The following is a 23,403-nucleotide window of genomic DNA, read 5'->3' as shown; positions in this document are numbered from 1 at the left end:
CGATGACCGAAAAGCTCAGCCCAACAATCGTGTTCGCAGCAGGTCCTCGCGGACCAGGCGTGCCGTGTCGCGTTCGCGGCGCGCTGCCATGACCGCGGCGAGGACATCCTCGGCCGGCGCCTGCGGCGGAGGAGCGGGCGCGACATATGGCGCGATCGCGAAGATCAGACGCTCGGCGAGAGCCGACCGCGCCGCCGGGCTGTAGGCTTCGCGCCGGTTGAGGAACTGCCGTACCAACACCGCCAACGGGTCCGGGAGAGCGGCGATGTCGGCGGCTCTCGCCCACGGGACCAGTGGCGGCGGCATCGGGATCGGTTCGGGCAGCGCGATCGTGAATCGTTCGCGGATCACGTATGTGCCGGCGACGAGGTCGCCGATGCGTTTGTTGCGGCGGTTCACCGCCGCGCAGATCATCGCCGGGACACCGAAGAACGTGTAGATCTCGACCACGCCGATCATCGCCCGGGTCAGGGCGTGGCGGAATCGGATCGGCCCGGCGTCGTCGCGGACGGTCCGCAACCCGAGTATCACGTGCCCGAGGGTTTTTCCGCGGGTGAGCGTCTCCCACGTCGTCGGCACCGCGGCGAATGCGATCACCGTCGACACCGTGAGACAGGCGCCGAACAACGCGTCGTCGACGTCGTAGGCCAGCTTGAACGACAGGTAGATGCCGAGGATCAGCACGAGGTAACCGAGGATCAGATCGATCACCCCGGACAGGATGCGCAGCCCGAACGAGGCGGCCGGCAAGTCGAGCGCCACCGCCTCACCCGACACCTGGTCGTCGCGTCCGACGCCGACCGTGCCGACCGCGCCCCGACCCCAGGTGACCGGCGGATACGGCCGCACCGGATAGGGCATCTGCTGCGGATACATGCGCCACACTCTAGGCCACCACGCCGGCCGCGGCGTCGATCAACCGGTTCACATCCGCACTCCACCGTCGCCCGGCGTTCTAAGCTGTCGAGGTGGATCTCGATGCCTACGTGGGCGACAAGCGGCCGACCTGGGAGCGGCTCGAGCAGCTCACCAAGCGCCGCCGGCTCTCCGGCGCGGAGGCCGACGAACTGATCGACACCTACCAGCGGGTGGCCACCCACCTCTCGGTCATCCGGTCCACCGCTCCCGACGCCTCCCTCGTCGGCTATCTCTCCGCGTTGTTGGCCAAGGCGCGGACCCGATCCGCCGGTGTCAAGGAGAGCAGTTGGGCGATCGTCGGCCGCTACTTCGGGCGGACGTTCCCCGCGGCGTTGTATGCGATGCGCTGGTGGTGGCTCAGTGTTCTGATCGTGTCGTTCGTCGGAATGTTCGCGATGACGTGGTGGTTCCTGGACCATCCCAGCACCGAGACCGCGTTCGGCAGCCCGGCCGACATCCAACGACTCGTCGACAACGACTTCGCGAACTACTACACCGAGAACGCCGCGACGTCGTTCGCGTTGCGGGTCTGGACCAACAACTTCTGGCTCGCCGCCACCTGTATCGCCTTCGGCGTCTTCGGTTTTCCGATCGTGATGGTGGTATGGAGCAACATCCTCAACGTCGCGGTCACCGCGTCGATCATGATCCGGCACGGTCGCGCCGACGTGTTCTTCGGCTTGATCACCCCGCACGGACTGCTGGAGATGACCTGTCTGTTCGTCTCCGCCGGGGTGGGTCTGCGGGTCTTCTGGTCGTGGATCGCGCCCGGCCCGAGAACACGGATGCAGTCGCTGGCCGAACAGGGTCGCGCGGCGATCGGCATCGCGCTGGGACTGGTTGTCCTACTGCTGATCACCGGGCTCATCGAGGCATTCGTGACACCGTCGGGGCTGCCCACGTGGGCACGTGTCGGGATCGGCGTGTTCGTCTGGGTGGGATTCTTCGTCTACGTGTTCACCGCCGGCCGGTGGGCCTACAACGACGGCGAGCGCGGCGACATCCCCGACCCCGACCGCGGTGACGCAGTGCCCGTGGCGGTCTGAGCGGCGTCCTGGCCGGCGGAGCCCTGCCCGGAAGAGCCTTGGTCGGCGGTGGCCTCGGGAGCACGGTGCCGTCCGACGTAGCCGCCGGACTCCGATGTCGGTGAACTCGATGTTGTTGTACTCGGGGTAGCCGAGGCCGGGGCGATGGGTGTCTGGGGGGCAGACGTTGTCGTGGTGGCAGCGGGAGCCGATGTCGGGGTGGGTGTTCCGAGGGCCGAGGTTGCGCTTGTCGTCACGGCGTAGCCGGTCGCCGCCGGAGCCGCGACGCCCTGACGGGCCGCGGCGCGGGATGCGGTGTTCTCGGCGGATCTCGCGGCGTTCGTGGTGGCAGTGGTCCCGAAGACACTGCCAATCGTCTGCTGCGCGGCCGGATCGTCGCCGAGGGTGGTGTAGCCGGTCCGGTTGTATCCCTGATCGACGATCGTCTTGAGCGGACCGTTGAGCTGGTCGGCCACGCCGCTCAGGCCGATCATCCGGAGTGGTTCGAGCAGAGGGAGATTCGTGGTGGGTACGAGGACGTAGGTGGTGCCGCCGACGGTCTGGACCAGATTGTTCGGGTCGTCGACGTCGACCCCGGTGTAATCGGTGTGCACCAGGAAGTAGCCGGCGATCGCGTTGGCCACGGCGAGCCCGTTGAAGGGGTTGTTCGGGAAGTCCGATTCGGCGTCGTACTCGCGGGAGACGTCGATGACGGTGTACCCGGTGTCGGTGGGCGTCGCCGACCCGACGCCCAGGGTCGGGGCCTGGCCGTTGAGGCCCCGTTGCGGATTGCCGACGAGTACGAAGACCAGATCCGATGCCGGCGGGGCGCTCGGCGAGCCAGCGGTGTCCTGGAGCCACGTAGTCGCGATCATGCCGCCCTGCGAGTACGCGAAGACGATCTTCTTGCCCGGCGTGCTCGCGATGTCGGCGGTGAGAGCGGTGGCGCCCTCTTGCAGCGCGCCGCCGCCGATCGCGCCGGACGGATAGACCACCACCTGACACGTATTCGGCGAGTGACAGAGTTCGCCTCGGAGCTCCTGTGGCATGGGAGTGCTCACGACGGAGGTGTTGCCCGCGACTGTCAGCACGGTCGACGCCAGGCGAACGTTCGCCGGGGACAAAGTCACCGATGCGGAATCCGCGGCATTGACCCCAGGACTGACCCCATGACCGGCCGCGACGGCCGCAGCGATCAGAGACAGTGCGGCCACCGATATGGGGGAGCTGAGGTGATTCGGGCGCAACGGATTTCCCCTCCTGAGCAAACCCCAACCCGCCCCGGACGCTACACGATGATGGTGTCCAGGTGGCGAGTAGCGGTGGTTGTCAACCAGATTGGGGCGTCTGACAACCAATAGGGGAGTGAACAGACCGGGTTGGGGAGCAGACCGACAGGCTCAGAGCAAGCCGCGTGACTTGAGGGTGAGGTAATGATCGGCGAGCGCCGCCGGCAGATCTGCCGGGTCGGCGTCGACGACGTCGACGCCCAGGCGCGACACCGCCGCTTCGGTACGTCCGCGTAGCGCCAGGGTGCGGGCGGCAGCGGCGGCGTCGTAGATGTCTGCTGCGTCGTCGCGCAGCGCCGCCATCGCGGCGAGCTGCGGGTCGCGGACCGATCCGATCACCACCTTGTACCGCTGGGCCAGCACCGACAGCGGTGCCAGCATCGACTCCTCGATGGCGGCCGGTTCCAGGGGCGTCAACAACACGAGCAGCGCGCGTTGCCGGGTCAGTCTGCTCACCTCGGCAGCCAGCAGCGGCCAATCCGCCTCCAGTAGTGCCGGTTCCAACGCTGTCATCGCGTTGACCAGATCGCCGAGCACGGTGGTCCCGGAGGCGCCGACCACGCGCCGGTGCACGACGCGATCCCCGGCGATCAGATCGACGCGATCACCGGCATGCGCGGCGAGGGCGGCGAGCAACAACGCCGCGTCCATCGCCGCGTCGAGACGCGGAGCATCGCCGATGCGGCCCGCGGAGGTGCGCGAGGTGTCCAGCACGATCACGATGTGCCGGTCCTTCTCGGGCTGCCAGGTCCGCACCACCGTCGACCGTCGCCGGGCGGTGGCGCGCCAGTCGATGCTGCGCACGTCGTCGCCGTCGACGTAGTCACGCAGGGAGTCGAATTCGGTGCCCTGCCCACGAATCCGCACCGCCGAGCGGCCATCGAGCTGACGGAGGCGGGCGAGACGGGACGGCAACAACTTTCGGGAGTCGAACGGCGGGAGTGCCCGGATGGAGCCGGGTACGACATAGCCCGACTGCCGCCCGGCCAGTCCGAGCGGACCCATCCGCCGTACCGTCACCCGATGCGTGAGCCGATCCCCCCGCCGGGTGGGCCGCAGCCCGGTCACCAACTGTTGCTGCTCGCCGGGAGCCAGCGACACCGCGTGCACGGCGTTCGACGCGCCCGCCGAGGGCTGCCACGAATCGTTGATCCGCGCCCGGAACCGGCGGGCGGTCACGTTGTGCGCCATCAGAACCGAGCTCCCGGTCTCGCCGAGGCGGATGGGCGCAGACGGAAGCCGGTAGAGCCGCAGGGTTCTCGTCGATCCGGCGGCGACGACATCGACGACCATGAGGATCACGCATCCCAGAACCCACAGCAGGGCCACCCAGTAACGCGGGTAGGCGATCACCGGGATCGCGCCCGCCACCACCAGTGCGAAGAAGCGGCCGGTGAGCACCATCAGCGCGGTACGGGTACCGAGGCGATGGCGGCGTCGAGGACCGCCGCCACCGACACGCCTTCGAGCTCGGCCTCCGGTCGCAACGAAAGACGATGTGCCAGCGTCGATTGGGCGAGCGCCTTGACGTCGTCGGGCGTGACGAAGTCGCGTCCACCCAGCCACGCCCACGCCCGGCTGGTCGACAACAGGGCGGTGGCGCCGCGCGGGCTGACCCCGAGCGCCAGTGACGGTGAGGTCCGGGTGGCCCGGGCGATGTCGACGATGTAGGCCGCCACCTGCGGGGCCACCGCAACGTGGCGGACGGCATCGGCTGCCGCGACGATGTCGGCGGCGGAGGCCACCGGTCGCAGCCCGGCCGCGCCGAGATCCTTCGGGTCGAATCCCGCGGCATGCCGTGCGAGCACGGTGATCTCATCGTCACGGGGTGGGACGGGAAGGGTCACCTTGAGCAAGAAGCGATCGAGCTGCGCTTCCGGCAGCGGATAGGTGCCCTCGTACTCGACGGGATTCTGGGTCGCGGCCACCAGAAACGGGTCGGGGAGCGGGCGGGGCACACCGTCGACCGAGACCTGCCGCTCCTCCATCGCCTCGAGCAGCGATGCCTGCGTCTTCGGCGGTGTCCGATTGATCTCGTCTGCCAGAAGGAGATTGGTGAACACCGGTCCGGGTCGGAAGGTGAACTCGGAGGTGGCGTTGTCGAAGATCAGCGATCCGGTGACGTCACCGGGCATCAGATCGGGGGTGAACTGCACGCGCTTGGTGTCGACGGACAGCGCTGCCGCGACCGAGCGCACCAGCAACGTCTTCGCCACGCCCGGAACACCTTCGAGAAGGATGTGGCCGCGGCACAGCAATGCGATGAGGATACCGGCGACGGCCGGGTCCTGACCCACGACGGCTTTGGCGACCTCGCCGCGCACCGCGCTCAGCGCGGCACGCAGATCACGCGGCGGGATGTCGGTGGGGGAGTACGTGGAAGCGGCGGGTGTCTCGGGATTCATGGTCTGCGGAGGACTTCCTTGTCGAGGGCGGTCAGGGCGTCGGTGAACCGAACCAGGTCGGGATCGGTGGTCGGCAGCGGGCCGGCGAGTAGAGCGCTCACCTGCGCCGGGTCCCGGCCGGTGGCGTCGGCGACGGCCGAGATGATCGCAGCCAGAGCGGGATCGGTCGAGGACGTGTGGACGCCCGGCTCGTCGAGGGTGTCGAGAGCATGGCCGGGGTCATACGGCAGTCCCAGATACCCGGCGATCCCGGCGATGGTGTGCACACGCAGCACGGCCGCCGCCCGGTCGGCGGCGGCGGCCCGGCGGTACATGCGGCCGCGCGACCGGGTGGTCTCGATGGCCTTGACGACGGCGGGCAACGGCTCGGTCGCCAGCGGGCCGAAGCGCCGTCCCCGCCAGAGAATCAGCGCCAGCACCGCGAAGAACGCCAGCAGGAACAACGGCCCGACGGCCCGCGGGAACACCGATTGAGAGCTGTGCTGGTCGGAGTTCGAATTTTGATCCGACACCTTGTCATCGCGTTGCGGGACGTACCAGAGGACATGATCGGTGGTGGCAATGGTGCGTATCGCGACGCCGGAGTTGTCGTAGCGCGCCAGATTCTGGTTGAGGGTCATCGGGGCGGTCATCGCCACCACCGGCGGGCCGCCCAGATCGGCGGGCACGCTGACCATGTTGACGCCGTTGTTCTGTCCGCGTGAGAAACATTGGGTCACACCGGTCGTCGTATTCAGTCCGCCGGCAAAGCCGTTTCCCGGGTCGGAGGTGACGACGTCGGAGGGTGAGATGCCCTCAAGGGTGCAGTCGGCCTTGCTCACCGATAGGAGGCTTTCGCCGTAGGAGGTGCTGACCTGCGAGGTGAAGGCGGCGAGCAGCGGGTACGACGGATCGATCAGGACGACCCGATGCGCCGACCGCACCCGGTCGTAGATGGCTTCGGCGACATCGGTGGAGATCACCGTCTGGCCGCTGATGACCACGGTGGTGTCGGCACCGGGGGTCGAAGTCGTCCGCAGGCTGTCGAGACCGCGGACGACCGAGACGTTCACGCCGTGGTCGTCGATGATGGACGCGAGCGCGCTCGTTCCGTCGGAGCCACGATTGCCGGGATCGAGCGGGGTGGTGTTCGACGAGCGGTTCCCGGCCGCGGAGACCAGCGCGAGCACCGCGAGTACGAGGACCACCGCAACGACGACACCGCCGACCACCCACCACACCCAACGCCGCGATCGTGTCCGTCCGGATCCCGGAGTGTCCAGGCTCGAATTCGGCTTCCCACTTGACTTCTCGAGTGTCTGTGTGGGATTCGGCGCGCTCATCGTGGCACCGCGTACGTTGCGCCGGAGCCGACTCCGGTCGCTGCGGACGGTCGTGCCGAACGCAGCTCGGCGTCGAGGGCCAACAGTCGTCGGGCCTCGTCGGCGGTCGCCGATGCATGACCGTAGGCGACTTGGTCGAACAGGTCGGCGGCCGCGCGCAGATCGGCCGCGTGGTCGGCGAACACCGGGCGCAGCCGGGTCGCGACCTCGTGTGCGGTCAACGACGGCAGGTCGTCGAGCACGGTGCGCTCGATGCAGCGTCGGGTCAGAGCGCGCATCGCGAAGACGACGGCACCGTTCGTGTCTCCTTCTGCGAGCAATGATTCGGCGCGGGCGCGCAAGGTGCGCGCCGATGACGGGTCGTCGGACAGCACACTGTGATCGACGTCGGCAGCAGCGGTACGCGGGGTACGGCGCATGAATCTGATGCCGTAGATCAGCAGGGCGACCACCACGAGTGCCGCGATGATCGCGATGATGCCCGGCACGGTCTTGCCCGCACCCACCACATCGAGCAGGCGATCGGTGATCCAGCGTCCGATGTCGTCGCCGAGCCGGTCGGCGGCGCTGGGCCCCGATCCGCGTGAATCCGACCACGCATCGCGGGCCCACTGGCGAGCCTCGTCGTTGCCGGGCGTCAAGCCGTCGGCCAGCACGGTCAGCGCGGCGCCCACGGAACACCCCCTCCGGCCAAGGCCCGGGACAGCTCGATGTCGAAGCCCTCCTTGCGGATTCGGGCATCGACATGCATCAGTGCCGACGCCACCGCGATCAGCGGCTGTACGAGCGCTGCGACGAGCGCTGCCAGCACGATGGCGACGACATCGCCGAGCACACCACCGCCGAGGCCGGTCACCGCATCGACGACGTGCGACAGCGCGAACTCGATGACCACGGTGATGAGGTTCAGCAACAGGACCACAGCAAAGTAGCGGCCGAACGATCGCCGGGTCAGTGTGACCGAACGCGCCAGGGCGGCAACGGGACCCAGACCCTCGACGGCAGCCGCGGGCACCGTCAGCGACATCCGGATGTAGAGCCACGAGTATCCGAGCACCAGCACCGCGGTGACGATCAGCACCGTGACGAGCGTACCGACGCCTGCCGAATCGAGACCGAGCTCGATCACAACGAGGGCAGGAATGAAGCACACGAGAGTCACCAGCCCGAGAAGCGCTGTGCCGCCGAGGATTCGCCAGATCGATCCGCGCATGAATCGCCACGACTCGACCCACCCCGAGCGGGCACCCATGACATCGCGAGCTACCGGGTACGCCACCAGTCCGGCGAGCATCCATCGCCCGACCCACGCGGCGTCCGATATCGCGTCGGGCCCGCCGGCCAGCCATGCTTCCGCATCGAAGAGTCCCGAGTCGCTCACCATCCGAACAACCACCAAGACCAGGAGGCCGCCGACCGTGACGACCGCACTCACCACCGCCGACCACCCGAAGTAGACGCGCGGATTACCGAAGATCGCCGCGAACGTCCCGCTGATCAGATCGCCGACGTTCAGCGGACGCAGCGGGATGATGCCCGGTTTGTGTGTCGGCGGAGGACCCGAGTGGCCTGGCATATACCGGGGATTCTGCGAGGCGGCGCCCGGCTGCCCGCCGACCGCAGTCCCCCACTGGGGGCCGGTGATCGGCGGAGGCGGTGGCGTCGGCGTCCATTCGTCGGCCGGGCCTGATGGCGCTGGCGCGTCCTGGCCCGCTCGCTCCGCTCCCGGCGCCAGTGGATCGTGGCCCGCTCGCTCCGCTCCCGGCGCCAGTGGATCTTGGCCCGCTCGCTCCGCTCCCGGCGCCACCCACCCCGAATGCCGAGAGCCGTCTCCCGGTGGCTGGCTCATGGGGCTCCCTCGACGAACCGATGATCGCGTCCGCGCCGTTGTCGGACACACAGTGTGTGCGCGAACCTATCAAATTCGCGATGTCCGATGCTGTGCGGACAGCTGTGGGTATCGGTTGTCCGGATGACCGAAGAACCCATTCCGGGCCCGGCATGCCGCTGCTATCGTCAAACGAGAACACGTTCTAATTCTTGAGCAGAGGGGACACTCGATGAGCGTCGAGCAGGACAGCAGTGCGCAGGACTCCGATGAGGCGCAGGCCCGGATCACCGAGGTCGTCGAGAACTACATCGACTTCCTGACCAACGGCACCGCCGAACAGATCGCCGACCTCTACGCACTCGACGCGACCGTCGAGGACCCGATCGGCGCCGACGTTCGCAACACCCGCGAGCAACTCGTCGAGTTCTACTCGATCATCACGAACATGGACGAGCGCACCGCGACGCTCAAGTGGAAGAAGATCGCCGGCGACACCGCGGTCTTCGAATTCACCCTCGTCACCGGAACCTCCGGCATGCGCTTCGAGATCACCCCGGTCGACATCATGGTCTTCGACGCCGACGGCAAGATCGCCTCGATGCGGGCGGTGTGGCAACCCAGCGATCTCGTCCAGCTCTGAGTCGCCATCACGTGTGACGTTGAGCCCGGAAACCGGGCACAACGTCACACTGATCGGCGGTCATCGGCCCGTCGGCCGCAGCACGATCTCGGCGGGATGGGCATCGGCGGGCGTCGCGATGGCATGCACGACGGCCGACGCGACGGTCTCCGGCTTGAGGAACTGACCCGGGTCGTACTCCTTTCCCTCGATCGCGATCAGGTCGCGCTGCATGTCGGTGTCGATCCGACCGGGGAAGACCGATGTCACCCGCAACGACGGTTCTTCGATGCGTAACGCGTCGGCGAGCGCGCGTAACCCGAACTTGCTCGCCGCATAGGCGGCCCAGCCCGGATTGGCGCGCAGGCCCGCACCCGAGTTGATGAAGACGACGTGCCCGCCCGATGCACGCAGCGCCGGGAGCAGGACGCGGGTCAGCTCCGCCGCCGCGATGAGATTGACCTCGAGGATGTGACGCCATTCGTCGACGGGAGTCTCGGCGACCGGCAACAGACTGCTCCCGACACCCGCGTTGTGCACGAGCACATCCAGCGACGAGATGGCCTCCGCGGCCGCCTCCACCTCCTCGTGATCGGTCAACTCGACCGCAAATGTTGATGCGCGGTTGGCATGCGGCCCGCTCGCTCCGCTCCCGGCGCCGTGACTATTCGGCCCGCTCGCTCCGCTCCCGGCGCCGTGACTATTCGGCCCGCTCGCTCCGCTCCCGGCGCCGTCCAATTCGATGGCCAGCGCGTCGAGCTCAGCCGATGGTCGTCCGCCCAACAGGAGATCGTGGGTCGGGGCAAGCTGACGGGCGATGGCGGCGCCGAGGCCGCGACTGGCCCCGGTGATCAATGCGGTGGGCATGAGCCGAGCTTAGAACCCGGCGTCGCGTTGTCCGCCGATCCTCATCCGGCGCCGATGACCACGGCGGGGCAGAATCGCCGCATGGCGCGCAACGGTTTCACCCCGACTCAGCTCGCGGCTCGTGCCGCGTATTTGCTGCGCGGCAACGACCTGGGCACGATGACCAGTGCCGCCCCTCGTCTGTACCCGCACATGTGGAGTTGGGATGCGGCGTTCGTCACCGTGGGACTGGCGCCGCTGTCGGTGGAACGCGCGGTCATCGAGATGGACACGTTGCTCTCGGCGCAGTGGTCCAACGGGATGATCCCGCACATCGTGTTCGCCAACGGCCGCGACGGCTACTTCCCCGGACCCCGACGCTGGGAGTGCGCGCGGCTGGCCGAGTGCGCGCCCGACTACCCCGACACCTCCGGGATCACCCAGCCGCCCGTGCACGCGATCGCCGTGCAACGCATCCTGGACCACTCGCGACGCCACGGTCGCACCACCCGCTCGATGGCCAACGAGTTCATCGACCGGCGCTGGGGCGCCCTGGTGCGCTGGCACCGCTGGCTCGCGCACGCCCGTGACCCCAACGGTCGTGGACGCATCACGATCTATCACGGGTGGGAGTCCGGCATGGACAACTCCCCGCGCTGGGACAAGCCCTACGCGGGCGTGACCCCCGGCGACGATCTCCCCCCGTACCAGCGCGCCGACCTCGACCACGTCACCGACCTGTCGATGCGACCCACCGACCACGAGTACGACCGCTATATCTGGCTGGTCGAGGAGATGAAGCGCGCCAACTACGACGACGAGTTGCTCCCCAAGGTGATGAGTTTCGCCGTGGAGGACGTCTTCGTCAGCGCCATCTTCTCGCTGGCCTGCGACGTGCTGGCGACCATCGGCGAGGATTACTCCAAACCGCGGTCCGACGTCCGGGACCTTCGGGCCTGGGCCGATCGTTACCGGACCGGTGTGGCCGCGGCGTCCAACGAACGTAACGGCGCAGCAAGGGATTTCGACCTCCGGGCCGACAGGTGGATCACCACCGAGACGATCGCGCAGTTCGCGCCGCTGTTGTGCGGCGGGTTGTCGCGCGAGCAGGAGCGCGCACTGCTCCGCCTGTTCGACGGGCCGCGATTCTGCGGACATCCGGACCTGCGTTACGCCGTACCGCCGTCGACGTCGCCGATCTCCGCGGACTTCCGGTCGCGCGAGTACTGGCGCGGCCCGGTCTGGCCGGTGATGACGTGGTTGTTCAGTTGGGCGTTCGCGCGTCGGGGCTGGCCCGAGCGGTCGGCGCGACTGCGCGAGGAAGGTCTGCGTCAGGCCACCGACGGCGCCTTCGCCGAATACTACGAACCCTTCACCGGCGAACCGCTCGGCAGCATGCAGCAGAGTTGGACCGCCGCGTCGGTGCTGGATTGGTTGGACTGACACACGATCTCGGGCCGCTGAGCGCACCGAGCCTGCAGCGCTGCCGAACTTGGCAATGGTATCACTAGTGGTATCATTGCCCTGTGAGCAATCACGGCAAGCTGATCTCTGCGATGCGGAACAATCCCGCGGGTGTCAGGTCGACGATGTGAAGAATCTCTGCGATCACCTGTTCGGTAAGCCGAGAAGCAAGGGCACGAGTCATTGCGTGTATGCGATGCCTTGGGCAGGTGATCCGCGAGTCATCATCCAGAAGGGACACGACGGAAAAGCCAAGGCGTACCAGGTCAGGCAGCTCCTGGACGCCATTGACAAACTGGAAGGTGAAGGTCAGTGACCATGTATAACGCAGAGCAATACAGCTACCGAGTGACCTGGTCCGAAGAAGACCAGGAGCACGTCGGCTTGGTCGACGAGTTTCCAAGCCTGTCGTGCCTGGCCGGCTCCCAGCTCGATGCGCTCAACGGGATCCGCGATGCCGTGGCCGAGGCACTCGATGAACTCGGCGACGATGCGCCTGTGCCGTTGTCCAAGCGCGAGTACTCGGGCAAGTTCTTGGTCCGCACCACCCCGAAGGTGCATCGTCGACTCGCTGAGCGGGCGGCCCGCACGGGTAAGTCGCTGAATGCCGTGGCCAACGAACTCCTCGACGTGTGACTCGGCGTGACCCCAGCACTTCCGACCTCAGTACTCCTCGGCCCCGACGAGCACCGCTTCTTCGGCCACCTCGTGGGATTCGGCGCTGGTGGTGCGGACGAAGCTCACCGCGATGACCGCGACGACGCAGTACGCGGCGGCGAACCACCACGGGGCGGCCGTCGAGGAGAACCACTCGGCGAGATGTGCGACGAGGACGGCGGCCACCGCCGCACCGGCCCACCGCAGGAACGAGTAGCCGGCGCTCGAGACCGACCGCGGCGTCGAGCTGTCACCCGATCCCATCGCGACACCGGTGAACAGCGTGTTGAGCACACCGGACGGAATACCCGACAGGACGACGGCGAGGCCGATCAGCCATACGTGACCGGTGAACGTGCCGACGCCGGCCAGTGCCATCACCACGGCGTACGCGGCGATCGCCGACATCACTCCACCTCGCTGGCCCAACGTCTCGGCGATGCGCGGTGCGACGAAGACACCGGCGAGTGCGGTGAGCAGACCCCATCCGAAGAAGATCAGTCCGGCCCAGATGGGCTTGAGCCCCATGGCAATCGGCGCCCAGGCGATGACGGTGAACAGAGCGCCGGTGTAGAAGGCGGAGCCGATCGAGGTGATCAGCAATGTACGGTTGCGCAGCGCTTTGATGGGATCGAGGATCGCCACCGGCTCACGGGACGTGCGCGGCCCGTCGGCGGGGAGCATCACCGCGCACAGGATGGCGCCGATCAGCATGAGGATCGCGGTGCCACCGAACGGTGCACGCCAGGTCCACGAGCCGAGGATCGCCCCGAGCAATGGTCCGACGGCCAGGCCGACGCCAAGTGCGGCCTCGTACAGCATGATCGCACCGTGCGTGGAGCCCTTGGCCGAGCTCACGATGAAGGCGAGTGCGGTGGCGATGAACAGCGCGTTGCCCAGTCCCCAGATCACCCGGTAGGCGATCAGCTGGTCGATACCGCCGGCGAACGCGGAGATGGCAGCGGCGATGACGATGAGTGAAAGGCCCACGGTCAGTGTGCGTTTCGGGCCGAAGCGGTAGGCAGACCACCCGGTGATCAGCATGGCGACGCACTGTACGCCGACGTACACGCCGAAGAGCAGCGTCAGCTTGTCCGGCGGCGCGTTGAGCGCCTCGGCGATGCTGTTGAGGATCGGGTCGACCAGGCCGATCCCCATGAACGCGATGACCGCGGCGAACGCGGTCACCCAGACGGTACGGGGTTGTGCGGCGAAGGTGGCGAGCAGTGAGTGGTCGTCGGATGTGGCTGTGGCAGCCGGTGTTCGGGTGGTCATTGATCTCCTCGCTGACGTGTCGGAACGGTGCCCTCGAGCACTTCGTGCAGCGCTCGCAGGGCCGGTGCGGCGGCGGCCAGCGCGGCGCGGTCGTCGTCGGAGAGTTCGGCGATGGCGTGGGCGAGCACGTCATCGCGCTGTTCGCGGACCCGTTGGAGTACCGCCCGGCCGTGGTCGGTCAGAGAGACCAGCACGGCGCGGCGATCGGTGGGATCGGGTTCGCGTAAGACCAGCCCGTTGCGGATGAGACCGTCGACGAGGCTGGTGGCGGTGGGCATGCGGATGGATTCGCGTGCGGCGAAGTCACCCATGCGCATCGGTCCGTGGTCGAGCAGGGTCGCCAGGCCGGACGCCTGGGCCGACGAATACTCGGGAATCGGTGTGTGGCGTCGCAACATCAGGTACAGACGGGTCAGGTCCGGGCGAATGGCTCGGGCGAGGGAAGCGGTGTCCTGATGCGTGGCGGTCACACTTCGTAAGTCTAATACTTAGAGATACGAAATAAAAGTGGTGGGTACTGTGACCTGTGTGACCCGACGCAAGAAGAAGTTCTCCGAACTGTCCCCACGGTCGCGGACGGCGATCCGCGTCGGCGCATTCGCGCAGATCGCGCTGCAGGCGGCGGCACTGTGGGACCTGTCCCGCCGCCCGGCAGCCGAGATCCGCGGCACCAAACGAGCGTGGGTGGCCGCGTCCTTCGTGAACTACTTCGGCCCCATCGCGTACTTCGTCTGGGGCCGCGAAGTCAGGCGTTGACGCCGATCGCACCACCGTCGCGCCACACGGCCACCACCGAGGGCCGCGGTTGCGCGTTTCCACCGTCGGGCCAGTGCGACATCGGATTGTCCGCGGAGTGGTCGTCATCCTCGCCCGGGTGCTGCACGCACACCACGACGCGGTCGTCGGTGATGATCGGTCCGCACGTCTCACCGCCGGCCGGCACGGTGAGGAACTGCTTGGTCTCGCCGCGCCGAGGTCCGTCGAGCGCGACCGCGAAGAGGCCGTCGTTGCTGTCGAGGGCGTTGCCGTCGGTGGAGATCCACAGGTTGCCGTGCGGATCGAAGGCCACGTTGTCCGGGCACGAGATCGGGCTCACCGCGGTCTTGTCGAAACCCGCGTAGTAAGTGTCGGCCTCGGCCGGATCCCCGCACACCAGAAGCAGATTCCAGGTGAACTCGGTGCCCGCGTGGTCGTCGTCGATCTCGATGATCTGACCGTTCTTGTTCTCGTTGCGCGGATTGGCGGTGTCGGCGGCGGCCTTGCCCTTGGTGCCGCGTTTGGTGTTGTTGGTCAGCGCGCAATACACCTTGCCGGTCTGCGGATGCGGCTCGATGTCCTCGGGACGGTCCATCTTGGTGGCACCGGCCTTGTCGGCGGCGACCCGGGTGAACACCGCCACCTGCTGCGGTGTCATGCCCTCGACATGAGAAGTGGCCGAACCGTTCTCGTCGACGGTCAGCAGCTTGTGCCAGCGGCCGGTGCCGGTGAACCCACCGTCGGGTACCCGGCCGCTGCCGTCGATCCGTTCGGGATGATCACCGGTGAAGCTCGCGACGTAGAGGGTGCCCTCGTCGAGGATTCGTAGGTTCGCCGCACGCGCGATCTTCGAGCGTCCCTCGGAGACCTTGCGGCTCGAGACGAATTTGTAGATGTACTCGAAGCGTTCGTCGTCGCCGCTGTAGGCGACGACGGTGCCGGCATTTGAACCACCCCGCACCACATGGATGGTCGCCGACTCGTGTTTGAGCCTCCCCAGCGCGCTGTGCTTGATCGGCGTCGACGCCGGGTCCTGCGGATCGACCTCGACGACATAACCGAACCTGTTGGCCTCGTTGGGTTCCTGCGCGAGATCAAAGCGTGTCTCGTAGCGACCCCACTGGTGATAGTCGGCGTCGTCGGCAAAGGAGTAGCGCTCGAGGTTCTCGACGGCGGCGGGTTCGGTCACCCGACTCGCGTTGGAGAAGTAGTTGTTGAAGTTCTCCTCACCGGAGAGCATCGTGCCCCACGGAGTGATGCCACCGGAGCAGTTGCCGATCGTGCCGAGCACGGTCGTTCCGGCCGGATCCGCCGAGGTGCGAACGTATTCGCTGCCGGCCGCCGGCCCGGTCAACCGGAACGGGGTCGACGCGGTGATACGCCGATTCCGTTCCCCGACAACCGGAGTCAACGCACCCGAGCGGGGGACCGCGGCCACCTCGACGACGGTGATCCCGTGCGCGGCCATCGAGATGCGGGCCTGTTGCTCGGTCGGCTCCTTGGGCACATATCCGCGGAACATGAACTCCTCGGTCGTGTACTCCTGGTTCACCACCAGATAGAAGTGGTCGGGAGCACCGCTGCCACCATTGACGCCGTCGATCGGGATGAGCCCGGCGAAGTCGTTGTTGAAGCCGAACTGCATTGCCTGCGCCTGCGGCGTCTGGTTGTCGAAGTCGAAAGCGGGTGCACCGGGCAGCACCGGGTCACCCCACCGGATCACCACCTGCTGACGATACCCGTCCGGGATCACCACCGCGTCGGTGGTGTTGGGGGCCACCGGTGTGAAATCCATGCCGGGCCGCGGTGTCGGCGACGCGGTGCTCGCCGCGTCGTCACCACAGGCCGCGAGTAGCGAGGTGGCCGCGACGCTGCCCGCCACCACGGCCGACCCCTTGAGGAATCCACGTCGAGACACCCCGGCGCGCACGATGTCTCGGAAGTAGGCGTTGTCGCTGGTGTTGCCGGGCTCGTGCCAGCAGGCCTCACCGCACTTGTATCGGCAGGTGATCCGGGCGCGCGCAGAGGTGCCGACGCCGGCATTGCGGGCGGCGTCATCTGCGGAGGTGAACAGCTGCAACGGAATACGCACGAGGAAGACCTCCGGAACTGGGGTGGACGACGATTGTCCGCAAAGGGCTGTTTGCGAACCTTGTCAGACCGTAGGGAGGCCGGTCGAACCGGCGGAGATCTCCGGGTGAACGCGGGACGAACAGCCGGTGCGCGCTCGCACGGCGAGGTGCGACGCACCGGACTATCGTGACGCCCATGATCGGCGAACCGGGCATCTTCACCCCCGACCAGACCACCGAACTCGCGCGGTTCTATCACGCGAACGGGTACGCGACGCTGCGCGGACTACTCGACGCCGAGGGAATCGCCGTGATCGAACGCGAGTGTGTTTCGGCTCAGGACAGGGTGATTCGTGGTGAGCTCGACGCCCGCTACGGTTCGACGGTGTTCCTCGACGACGCATCGAAGGCGCAACGATTCGCCAACTACGTCGAGTACGTCAACGAACTCGCCCCGTCGGTGCCCGCACTCCTGGCCGACGAGGCGTTGCTCGCCGCGGTCCGGGCGGCGATCGGTGAGAACGCGTGGCTGCGTTCCGACGACGGGTTCGGAGTGGTCTACCAAGATGCCCGCCCGGGCCGCGAGTCGGGGTACTCGCGCATCGGCTGGCATTCGGATTGGCAGGCCAGCCCCAGCATGGACATCTGGCCGTCGGCGGCCTTCACCATCCACATCGACGCCACCTCCCCGGCCAACGGCTTCCTCCGCGTGGTGCCCGGCAGTCATCGCTGGGCCACACCCGCACCGTTTCGCAACATCAACAACGTCGAGGTACCGGCGACCGCGGTGCCCGCCCGCGGATGGACCGACGCCGCACCGCCGTTCGCGATGCCGCTCGGATTCGAGAAGGTGCCCGGCGAGATCGGTGTCTACCTCGAGCGCGGCGACATCCTGCTGCACGACGGATACCTGTGGCATTCCGCAGCGCGCGCCACCGACGACGACACCACCCGCCGACATGTGCGCGGCGGGTTCTTCGCGGGGACCCGGCCACCGGCCGGCGCCCCGGCCGAGTTCGTCAAGAACGCCGCCCGCTGAAACCTCGTGCCGCGCAACCCCTTGTGTGAACCCGTTGTGCCGCAGCACCACCCGACCTCACCGACCGGGCACGCTCAGAAGCGACCGCCGACCCCGATCCGGCCGGAACTCGACGATCCGCCGAACGACCCGGGACTACGCCCACCACTGGTGTAGCCGCCCCCGAAACCACCCCCACCACCGAAACCGCCACCGCCGCGCATCGTTCCACGCAGGAAGCTGTCGACCAGGATGCCACCGAGAACTGCTCCGGCCGTGGATGATCCGTGCGCTCGCGGTTGCTGACCCTGCTGCCAGCCGACCACGTCTCCCTGCGCGGCCATCAGCGCCTGATCGGCCAGCGAGCCGGCGCGCCGGGCCGCATCGGCGGCTGCGAGGGGATCGGTGGCGCCGGTGTTCTGCGCGCTGGCCAGCAATCGCTCGGCCTCGGAGAGGCGGGTCCGCGCGACCGACTGCACCGCACCGCGTCGGGTACCGATGAAATCGCGTGCCGCCGACACCTTCGCCTGCGCCGATGTCAGTGCCGCACCGAGCATCTCGGACCGCCGGGTGCGTTCGGCAGCCGCCCCGCGCGCGGCGTCGAGAGCCTTGTCCAGCGCGGCGTCGGCGTCGACGAGGGAGGTGAACACGCCGAGCGGGTCGGCGTCGAATCCGGTGCGCGCGGCCTGCAGGGCCGTGGTCGCCGTCGCGGCCGCCGACGCCAGCGCCGGCCCGCCGTCGGCACCGAGCTGCGCGGCCTCGGCCAGCTCTCCCTCGACCTCGGTGATCAGCGCGGGCATTTGGGAGTGCGCGGCGGCGATGTTGCCCTCGGCGTTGTCGATGGCGTCGAGCAGGTGGGTCGCCTGGGTGATCGCGCCCTCCGCGGCGCGGATGTCGGCGACCGCCGGACCCTGTTCTCCGGCCGGCCGGGAGATCGCCTCGCGCCCCTGATCGGCGCTGCGCTCGGCGAATCCGATCTCCTGACGCGCCAGCTCCACGTTGTGCAGGATCGACGCGCACTGTTGCGCACCGTGACGTGAGACGAGCGCCTCGAGCTGCCCGGCCGAGGCGTCGGCGCGGGTACGCAGATCGACCAGCCGGCGGGTGATCTCGTCGAACCGGGCGTCGGCGTTGATCAGCAGGTTGCGCATCTCGTCGAACGCCGCCACCTGCTCGTCGAGGGCGCCGTCGGCGTCGGTGCAGGCGGTGATGATCTGCAGCAGCATCGATCGTTGCTCGTCGGGGGTCTCGGGGATGTTGTCGTCGAGACGCTGGCGCACCGTGAACGACGCCGCCAGCGCCTCTCGCGCTCGCGCCACCGCGGCGGTGAACGGAGCGGTCTGCGCCTCACCGAACTCGCCGACCGCGAGCCGCAATTCCTCCTCGCTGGTGCGGATCGCATTGTCGGTGTCGGTGAGCACCTCCCGCGACCACGGGTCGAGCACATCGAGCGGTTGCGCGGCCAACTGGTCGACGGTCAGTTCCTGCTCCCGCAGCGTCTCGAGTCCGCTGTCGAGGGCGCGGCGTTTGCGCCGACGGGAGTAAACCCACGCCCCTCCGGCACCGACGACGGCGACACCGGCCACCGAGCCGGCGACGATCAGTCCGGTGTGCGACGGGGTGAGGGCATCGGAGAGGCCGTCGGCGGCAGCGACCCCGGCGTCCGGAAAGTTGCCCTTCTTGAGAGCGGGAACGATGTCGCCGGTCGCGATGTCCGACAGATTCGACTGGGTCACCCCGTCAACGGAGCCGATGGTGCCGAACCAGTAGGCACGGTCCTCGGTGGCGACGGCGAGTAGCACCTCGTGGTCGTCGAGCCCACTGAGCTCGGCGGCCTTGCGGCCCCATTCCTCGGGGTTCTGGCCGTCGAAATTCTTGACGTAGACCACCCACAGCTGAACGCTGTGATCGTTGTACAGATTGTCGGTCGCCGTCTGGATCTGGGCGCGCTGATCGACCGACAGGACACCCGCCGGATCGGAGATCGGCTCGGGTAGACGGGTCGGCGGCTCGGCGTGGGCCGCGCCCGTCCCGAGCAGAAGCGGTCCGAACAGAACGGCAGCGAGGAAAACCAACGCCGCGAGTCCGCGGGTGGCCGGCGAGACAGGCCCCGACGATCGCATCGCGTGCCGGGTCTGCCCCGGCGATCCCGAACACAGCATGTCACTCAATCTAGGGCATCGGGGCGCGGGTTCCGGCGAGGTGAGGTGCGTCGGGCAGCGACCGGCTTGCCCGAAATGCGGCCCGCAGACGGTGGCAGGTCGTCGGGATTGCCGGGGTCGGCGGTGCCGGGCTTGCGCGCGGCGCACTTCGGTGCCAACCTTGCTTCGCAAGGTGCGCTTGTTCGCTGAGGCTCCTTCGCGGAAACAGGCCAGCGACCCCGAACGTCGAGAGACGCCAAGGGTCAGGACAGATTCATTCGGATCAAGGGTGAGTCCCGATTGGCTCCCGTCGTCGTACGGGTGACGCCGCGAAGTGCCAAAGGTCTGACGAGGAGACGTAGGAGGTGGGCACATGAGTGACGGCCCGTCTATATCCGGTACCCGGCGCTGACGCGGGTACCACCCCCATTGATCAACTGACTCTTCCGGCTGCCCGCCGGTCCGTCGTCGTGCTCGCGCTGCCGCACGACGGGTCCGACGCGGCCGCTCATTGCTGTGCCATCGGGTAGCTAACGCCCGAGGAGTCCCTTGTGCCACCGGCACTGTCCGCCAACGGCACTGTCCACCAACTGCGCTGTCCGCGAAAGGCTTTCAGACATGACCACAGTTCTGCGTCGGGGCGCGCCGCCGACCGCCGGGCGGCCCGAACGGGTACGTCCGCGCGCCTGGCCTGCCGACATCCTGGTGCTCGTCGGGGCGGCTGCCCTGATCTGGTGCATCATCACCCTGGCCCACGCCATGGGCGCACCCGCCGATTTGGCCGGCGCCCCATCGTCGATCGACACCGATCCCGCGAAACTTCCCTACTACGCGGCACGTTCGCTTCTCCGGATGTTCATCGGCCTGGGGTTGTCGATCGTGTTCACCCTCGTGTACGCGACGCTGGCAGCCCGGTCGCGGCGGGCACGGACGGTGCTGTTGCCGATTCTCGATATCCTGCAATCGGTTCCGATTCTCGGCTTCCTGTCGGTGACCGTGACGTTCTTCGTCGCCCTGTTCCCCGGATCGGAACTCGGCCTGGAGTGCGCGTCGATCTTCGCGATCTTCACCTCGATGGCCTGGAACATCACGTTCGCCTTCTACCAGTCGCTCGTCAGCCAGCCCCGCGATCTCACCGAGGCCGCGGTGAACCTGAGAATGACGCGCTGGCAACGGTTCTGGCGACTCGACGTGCCCAGTGGCCTGATCCCGATGGTGTGGAACGCGATGATGAGCTTCGGTGGTGCGTGGTTCTTTCTCACAGCGTCGGAGGCGGTCACCGTCGGCGGCAAGTCCTACGCACTGCCGGGGATCGGCGCCTACGTCGCCTCGGCGTCGGATGCCGGTCAGCTGTCCCGGATCTGGTGGGCGATCCTGACGATGGTGATCGTCGTCGTCGCCCTCAACGCGGTGTTCTGGAGCCCGTTGACCGCCTGGGTCGAGCGGTTCCGTATCGAGAACTCGGCATCCGGGGTGGAACCCAAATCGATGATGCTCTCGCTGCTGCGCCGCTCGAACGCCGGCCGGGCCGCGGGTATCGTGTTCGCGCCGGTGGCCGCCTTCCTCGATCGGGTCTGCGGATTCCTCGGTGGCCGTACGCAACCGGTGACCACGACCACGGCGGCCCGCCGCCGCACCGGCGATGTGGTCTTCGTCGTCGCGGTGCTCGCGGTTCTGGTCTACACGACCTGGCGGGTGGTCGAATCGATCGCGGCCTGGGCCGATCTCGCCACCGTCGGCAGTGTATTCGCAATGGGCCTGGCGACCATGGCCCGCGTGGTGGCGCTGATGATCGTCGCCAGCGCGATCTGGGTGCCGATCGGTGTGATCATCGGCCTCAACCCGAGGCTGACCCGGATGTTGCAGCCGGTGGTGCAGGTGTGTGCCAGCTTCCCGGCGAACTTCTTGTTCCCGATGGTGATGGCCGTGTTCATCGCCTGGCACATTCCGCTGAACATCGGCGGCATCGTCCTGATGGCCCTCGGTACGCAGTGGTACATCCTGTTCAACGTGATCGCCGGGGCGGGCGCAATCCCCAACGATCTGCTCGAGGCGTCCCGGGACATGCGGCTGCCCCGGGTGTTGCGTTGGCGATATGTGTTGCTGCCGGGCATCTTCGCCAGTTTCGTGACCGGCGGCATCACCGCGGCCGGCGGGGCGTGGAACGCCTCCATCGTCGCCGAATTCGTCAGTTACAACGGGACCGACCACCATGCCTACGGACTGGGCAACTACATCGCCGAACAGACCGCATCGTCGGCGCCGGGACACACCGCGCTGCTGTTGCTGGGCATCGTCGTGATGTGTCTGTTCGTCGTCGCCACCAACGCCGTCTTCTGGCGCCGGCTCTATGCCCTTGCCGAGCGCCGCTACTCACTGTGAAACAGCTTGCGAAAGAGGAAATCTCATGACTGTCACCATCACCGACGAGCAGACCCGTGGTGCCACCGGGCCCGCACCCCTGATCGAGATCAGCGGATTGACCAAGAGTTTCGACGGCCCGCGCGGTGACGTGCTGACCGTGCTCGACGGCATCGACCTCCGTATCGAACCGGGTGAGATCGTCGCCCTTCTCGGCCGTTCCGGATCGGGTAAGTCGACGCTGCTGCGCATCATCGCCGGGCTGATCCCGGCCAGCACCGGGTCGGTACTCGCCAACGGCAAGGAGTTGTCGGGGGCCAACGCGTCGACGGCCATGGTTTTCCAGTCGTTCGCGCTGATGCCCTGGCTGACGGTGCAGGCCAACGTCGAGCTCGGGCTGGCCGCACTCGGTGTGAGCCCCGACGAGAGGCGTCGGCGGGCCTTGGCCGCCATCGACACCATCGGATTGGACGGATTCGAATCCGCTTACCCGCGTGAGCTTTCCGGCGGCATGAGGCAACGCGTCGGATTCGCGCGGGCGTTGGTGCTGCAGCCCGACCTGCTGCTGATGGACGAGCCGTTCTCCGCCCTCGACGTGCTGACCGCGGAGAACCTGCGCAACGAGTTGATCGATCTGTGGACCGGATCGGACTTCCCGACCAAGAGCATCTGCATCGTGACCCACAACATCGAGGAGGCGGTGCTGCTCGCCGACCGCGTCGTCGTCCTCGGTTCCAAGCCCGGCCGCATCATCCACGAGGCACGGGTTCCGATGCCCCGGCCCCGGGATCGGGAGTCGCCGCAGTTCGTGTCGTTGGTCGACGAGCTGTACGGCGTGCTCACCGGACGGTTCGACCCGAACGGGTCGGTGCCGGCGTCCGAGCCGAATGCCGTTGCTGCCGAAGCGACCCCGGTGAACCGGCCGCTGCCCGCCGCGTCGGTCGGTGGGATCGCCGGACTCATCGAGATCCTCGTCGCGCAAGGTGGCGACGCCGATCTGCCCGACCTCGCCACCACCCTCAACTTCGAGATCGACGACCTCCTCCCGCTCGTCGACGCCGCGGTGCTGCTCGGCCTGATGGAGGCCCGTGACGGTGACCTGCACATCACCGAGGTCGGCACACGCTTTGACGGCGCCAGCATCCAGGACAGCAAGGAGATCTTCGCCACTCAGGCCAGTACGCGGGCGCCGTTGGTACGCACCATCATCCGCGCCCTGCGCAGCAGTGCCGACGGTAAGTTGCGGGCCGGGTTCTTCCTCGACCTGCTCAGCCGCGGATTCGGTACCGCCGACGCCGAACGGCAGTTCGCGATCGCCGTGGACTGGGGACGCTACGGGGAGATGTTCGACTACGACTCGGACTCCGACCAGGTCTCGCTCGATCCGGCGTTCAAGGGGTGAGC

The 23,403-nt window shown here is 67.7% G+C and carries 20 protein-coding genes and 1 riboswitch; of the genes, 8 read left to right on the top strand and 12 right to left on the bottom strand.

The annotated features are described in order from the left end of the window. Positions 1–15: 15 nt before the first annotated feature. Positions 16–885, bottom strand: a complete 870-nt coding sequence (locus tag AC5ZH6_RS27520; protein ID WP_288337519.1) for an RDD family protein — start codon at positions 883–885, stop codon at positions 16–18. Between the two features lie 83 nt (positions 886–968). On the opposite strand from AC5ZH6_RS27520, the gene AC5ZH6_RS27515 reads away from it, so the two are divergent. Continuing rightward, positions 969–1,964, top strand: a complete 996-nt coding sequence (locus AC5ZH6_RS27515) for a stage II sporulation protein M (RefSeq protein ID WP_094601441.1) — start codon at positions 969–971, stop codon at positions 1,962–1,964. Here the strand turns inward: AC5ZH6_RS27515 and AC5ZH6_RS27510 are convergent. From AC5ZH6_RS27510 to AC5ZH6_RS27485, 6 genes are all read right to left on the bottom strand, one after another. Next, a complete protein-coding gene (locus AC5ZH6_RS27510; RefSeq protein ID WP_496168062.1) occupies positions 1,895–3,157 on the bottom strand; it encodes a PE-PPE domain-containing protein in 1,263 nt (420 codons plus the stop codon). The two genes, AC5ZH6_RS27515 and AC5ZH6_RS27510, sit on opposite strands and share 70 nt — an antisense overlap. Before the next feature lie 186 nt (positions 3,158–3,343). Continuing rightward, positions 3,344–4,636: a DUF58 domain-containing protein gene (locus AC5ZH6_RS27505; protein ID WP_094601439.1), complete on the bottom strand. Its 1,293-nt coding sequence runs from the start codon at positions 4,634–4,636 to the stop codon at positions 3,344–3,346. Beyond that, entirely contained in the window at positions 4,636–5,637 is a 1,002-nt protein-coding gene (locus AC5ZH6_RS27500) for an AAA family ATPase (RefSeq protein ID WP_094601438.1), read from the bottom strand. Before AC5ZH6_RS27500 ends, AC5ZH6_RS27505 begins: the two co-directional genes overlap by 1 nt. Further along, positions 5,634–6,848 (bottom strand): DUF4350 domain-containing protein, encoded by a 1,215-nt coding sequence (locus AC5ZH6_RS27495; RefSeq protein WP_240524043.1) that lies wholly within the window; start codon positions 6,846–6,848, stop codon positions 5,634–5,636. Before AC5ZH6_RS27495 ends, AC5ZH6_RS27500 begins: the two co-directional genes overlap by 4 nt. 107 nt (positions 6,849–6,955) lie before the next feature. Next, positions 6,956–7,633, bottom strand: coding sequence for a DUF4129 domain-containing protein (locus AC5ZH6_RS27490; protein WP_094601436.1), 678 nt, complete (start codon positions 7,631–7,633; stop codon positions 6,956–6,958). Further along, on the bottom strand, positions 7,618–8,535 hold the full coding sequence (locus tag AC5ZH6_RS27485; RefSeq protein ID WP_094601435.1) for a hypothetical protein: 918 nt from the start codon (positions 8,533–8,535) through the stop codon (positions 7,618–7,620). The genes AC5ZH6_RS27490 and AC5ZH6_RS27485 overlap by 16 nt, the downstream gene beginning before the upstream one ends. Before the next feature lie 484 nt (positions 8,536–9,019). On the opposite strand from AC5ZH6_RS27485, the gene AC5ZH6_RS27480 reads away from it, so the two are divergent. Beyond that, on the top strand, positions 9,020–9,430 hold the full coding sequence (locus tag AC5ZH6_RS27480; RefSeq protein ID WP_094601434.1) for a nuclear transport factor 2 family protein: 411 nt from the start codon (positions 9,020–9,022) through the stop codon (positions 9,428–9,430). A 60-nt stretch (positions 9,431–9,490) separates the two neighbouring features. Here the strand turns inward: AC5ZH6_RS27480 and AC5ZH6_RS27475 are convergent, their stop codons facing one another. Further along, on the bottom strand, positions 9,491–10,276 hold the full coding sequence (locus tag AC5ZH6_RS27475) for an SDR family oxidoreductase (RefSeq protein WP_094601433.1): 786 nt from the start codon (positions 10,274–10,276) through the stop codon (positions 9,491–9,493). An 81-nt stretch (positions 10,277–10,357) separates the two neighbouring features. Here AC5ZH6_RS27475 and ggh point away from each other — a divergent pair, with 81 nt between their 5' ends. Together ggh and AC5ZH6_RS27465 are read left to right on the top strand one after the other, a co-directional pair. Beyond that, complete coding sequence (gene ggh / locus AC5ZH6_RS27470; protein ID WP_006368013.1) at positions 10,358–11,698, top strand: glucosylglycerate hydrolase; 1,341 nt, start codon at positions 10,358–10,360, stop codon at positions 11,696–11,698. 339 nt (positions 11,699–12,037) lie between these two features. Further along, positions 12,038–12,355 (top strand): type II toxin-antitoxin system HicB family antitoxin, encoded by a 318-nt coding sequence (locus AC5ZH6_RS27465; RefSeq protein WP_094601432.1) that lies wholly within the window; start codon positions 12,038–12,040, stop codon positions 12,353–12,355. Between the two features lie 27 nt (positions 12,356–12,382). On the opposite strand, the gene AC5ZH6_RS27460 is transcribed toward AC5ZH6_RS27465, so the two are convergent. Together AC5ZH6_RS27460 and AC5ZH6_RS27455 are read right to left on the bottom strand one after the other, a co-directional pair. Beyond that, entirely contained in the window at positions 12,383–13,651 is a 1,269-nt protein-coding gene (locus AC5ZH6_RS27460) for an MFS transporter (RefSeq protein ID WP_094601431.1), read from the bottom strand. Beyond that, positions 13,648–14,121 (bottom strand): MarR family winged helix-turn-helix transcriptional regulator, encoded by a 474-nt coding sequence (locus AC5ZH6_RS27455; protein WP_006368011.1) that lies wholly within the window; start codon positions 14,119–14,121, stop codon positions 13,648–13,650. The genes AC5ZH6_RS27460 and AC5ZH6_RS27455 overlap by 4 nt, the downstream gene beginning before the upstream one ends. Positions 14,122–14,179: 58 nt before the next feature. On the opposite strand from AC5ZH6_RS27455, the gene AC5ZH6_RS27450 reads away from it, so the two are divergent. Beyond that, positions 14,180–14,407: a PLDc N-terminal domain-containing protein gene (locus AC5ZH6_RS27450; protein ID WP_094602122.1), complete on the top strand. Its 228-nt coding sequence runs from the start codon at positions 14,180–14,182 to the stop codon at positions 14,405–14,407. On the opposite strand, the gene AC5ZH6_RS27445 is transcribed toward AC5ZH6_RS27450, so the two are convergent. Further along, positions 14,397–16,499, bottom strand: coding sequence for a PhoX family protein (locus tag AC5ZH6_RS27445; RefSeq protein WP_094601430.1), 2,103 nt, complete (start codon positions 16,497–16,499; stop codon positions 14,397–14,399). The two genes, AC5ZH6_RS27450 and AC5ZH6_RS27445, sit on opposite strands and share 11 nt — an antisense overlap. Before the next feature lie 176 nt (positions 16,500–16,675). On the opposite strand from AC5ZH6_RS27445, the gene AC5ZH6_RS27440 reads away from it, so the two are divergent. Next, the gene (locus AC5ZH6_RS27440; protein WP_094601429.1) at positions 16,676–17,518 is read left to right on the top strand and encodes a phytanoyl-CoA dioxygenase family protein; all 843 of its coding nucleotides are present in this window, start codon (positions 16,676–16,678) and stop codon (positions 17,516–17,518) included. A gap of 74 nt (positions 17,519–17,592) precedes the next feature. Here the strand turns inward: AC5ZH6_RS27440 and AC5ZH6_RS27435 are convergent, their stop codons facing one another. Further along, on the bottom strand, positions 17,593–19,659 hold the full coding sequence (locus AC5ZH6_RS27435) for a TPM domain-containing protein (protein WP_094601428.1): 2,067 nt from the start codon (positions 19,657–19,659) through the stop codon (positions 17,593–17,595). 170 nt (positions 19,660–19,829) lie between these two features. Continuing rightward, positions 19,830–20,002, top strand: a riboswitch (M-box (ykoK) riboswitch). Between the two features lie 254 nt (positions 20,003–20,256). On the opposite strand from AC5ZH6_RS27435, the gene AC5ZH6_RS27430 reads away from it, so the two are divergent. Continuing rightward, positions 20,257–22,020 (top strand): ABC transporter permease, encoded by a 1,764-nt coding sequence (locus AC5ZH6_RS27430; protein ID WP_094601427.1) that lies wholly within the window; start codon positions 20,257–20,259, stop codon positions 22,018–22,020. A 25-nt stretch (positions 22,021–22,045) separates the two neighbouring features. Further along, positions 22,046–23,401: an ABC transporter ATP-binding protein gene (locus AC5ZH6_RS27425; RefSeq protein WP_014362073.1), complete on the top strand. Its 1,356-nt coding sequence runs from the start codon at positions 22,046–22,048 to the stop codon at positions 23,399–23,401. Positions 23,402–23,403: the final 2 nt, after the last annotated feature.

The organism is Gordonia sp. YC-XJ4 (assembly GCF_059511865.1).
Note: the sequence above shows the minus strand (reverse complement) of the source record. Positions and strands in the feature narration are given on the sequence as shown.

What these genes read in the sequence shown, in the direction of transcription:
- AC5ZH6_RS27425 (WP_014362073.1), top strand. Translation starts at nt 22,046, where the DNA reads ATGACTGTCACCATCACCGACGAGCAGACCCGTGGTGCCACCGGGCCC.
- AC5ZH6_RS27485 (WP_094601435.1), bottom strand. Translation starts at nt 8,535, where the DNA reads ATGCCAGGCCACTCGGGTCCTCCGCCGACACACAAACCGGGCATCATC.
- AC5ZH6_RS27440 (WP_094601429.1), top strand. Translation starts at nt 16,676, where the DNA reads ATGATCGGCGAACCGGGCATCTTCACCCCCGACCAGACCACCGAACTC.
- AC5ZH6_RS27480 (WP_094601434.1), top strand. Translation starts at nt 9,020, where the DNA reads ATGAGCGTCGAGCAGGACAGCAGTGCGCAGGACTCCGATGAGGCGCAG.
- AC5ZH6_RS27505 (WP_094601439.1), bottom strand. Translation starts at nt 4,636, where the DNA reads ATGGTGCTCACCGGCCGCTTCTTCGCACTGGTGGTGGCGGGCGCGATC.
- AC5ZH6_RS27460 (WP_094601431.1), bottom strand. Translation starts at nt 13,651, where the DNA reads ATGACCACCCGAACACCGGCTGCCACAGCCACATCCGACGACCACTCA.
- ggh (WP_006368013.1), top strand. Translation starts at nt 10,358, where the DNA reads ATGGCGCGCAACGGTTTCACCCCGACTCAGCTCGCGGCTCGTGCCGCG.
- AC5ZH6_RS27430 (WP_094601427.1), top strand. Translation starts at nt 20,257, where the DNA reads ATGACCACAGTTCTGCGTCGGGGCGCGCCGCCGACCGCCGGGCGGCCC.
- AC5ZH6_RS27435 (WP_094601428.1), bottom strand. Translation starts at nt 19,659, where the DNA reads ATGCTGTGTTCGGGATCGCCGGGGCAGACCCGGCACGCGATGCGATCG.
- AC5ZH6_RS27465 (WP_094601432.1), top strand. Translation starts at nt 12,038, where the DNA reads ATGTATAACGCAGAGCAATACAGCTACCGAGTGACCTGGTCCGAAGAA.
- AC5ZH6_RS27500 (WP_094601438.1), bottom strand. Translation starts at nt 5,637, where the DNA reads ATGAATCCCGAGACACCCGCCGCTTCCACGTACTCCCCCACCGACATC.
- AC5ZH6_RS27475 (WP_094601433.1), bottom strand. Translation starts at nt 10,276, where the DNA reads ATGCCCACCGCATTGATCACCGGGGCCAGTCGCGGCCTCGGCGCCGCC.